Raw genomic sequence first — 1,159 nt, 5'->3', positions numbered from 1 at the left:
AGTAAATATTTCCACGAGCGATGACATTTTCTCTATCCCGGGTATTCAGCGTGGCAATGGCAAGGGGATTGGAAAAGCCCAGGTTATTGGCATCGAATTCGGAAGTTGGACCTCCGAACGTTCCATCCGCATTATAAACGGGTATGGCTGGCGTTTGAAAAAGAGCATTGCCCAATACACTCCATGACGAAACAGCTGTATTCTGCTTGTCCTGCGAAACGTTGATGGTGGCTCCCATACGTAACTGACTACCAATGGAATTATCCACACTCAGACGCACGGTAGTACGCTTATAGCCAGAGCCATAGATGATCCCATTCTGATTCAAGTGACCTACCGACAAGGAATAATTTGAATTCTGCATTCCTCCTCGTAAGGATAGGTCATACGTTTGCATGGGGGCTACCCGAAACATCGTTTTCTGCCAATCGGTACCCTCCCCCAGAGCCTCAGGACGACTGAAGTCTAAACGTCTGCCATAGCCAAGTACATCCGAGTAATCATTGTGATGCTGTGCATATTCCCGGAGATTCATTACGTCCACACGTCTGGGTAATTCCTGTAAACCAACCTTTGTATTGAAATTGATAACGGGTTTACCAACTTTACCCTTCTTCATAGTGATCAGGATGACTCCGTTGGCCCCCTGAGCTCCATAAATGGCAGCCGCAGAAGCATCTTTTAATACTTCAATACTTTCAATATCATTAGGATTAATACTGGCTATTGCATTACGGTCATTATCACCCGTTCTACCATTTATAATTACCCCATCCACGACATAAATAGGTTCATTACTACTGTTGATGGAGTTCACTCCTCTGATCTGAATCGAACTACCACCGCCCGGGACACCGGAATTTTGAGTAATTGACATTCCGGCAACTCGACCCTGTAAGGCCTGATCTAACGTGGTAGGTACCGAATTTTCAAAAGCATCGGCTTTAACGGATGATACCGAACCGGTAAGATCACTTTTACGCATGGTACTATAGCCAACGTTGACTACAACTTCCTGAAGATTTTTAGGATCTTCTTTTAATTCAATATCGATCGTTGTTCGGTTGTTAACCAAAGCATTGGCTTTCGTAAAACCGATGTATGAAAAAACAAGTACTGCATTGTTTGGAACTGAAACTTTGTATTTACCCTCCGCATT

The 1,159-nt window shown here is 44.0% G+C and carries 1 protein-coding gene; it reads right to left on the bottom strand.

Annotated features, from left to right (window positions below; translation table 11 throughout):
* A partial coding sequence (locus BWI97_RS26430; RefSeq protein WP_158242875.1) for a TonB-dependent receptor plug domain-containing protein occupies positions 1 to 1,075 on the bottom strand: 1,075 nt, incomplete at its 3' end.
* Between the last annotated feature and the right edge of the window lie 84 nt (positions 1,076 to 1,159).

It is taken from the genome of Siphonobacter sp. BAB-5405 (assembly GCF_002872335.1).
GTDB lineage: Bacteria > Bacteroidota > Bacteroidia > Cytophagales > Spirosomataceae > Siphonobacter.
Note: the sequence above shows the minus strand (reverse complement) of the source record. Positions and strands in the feature narration are given on the sequence as shown.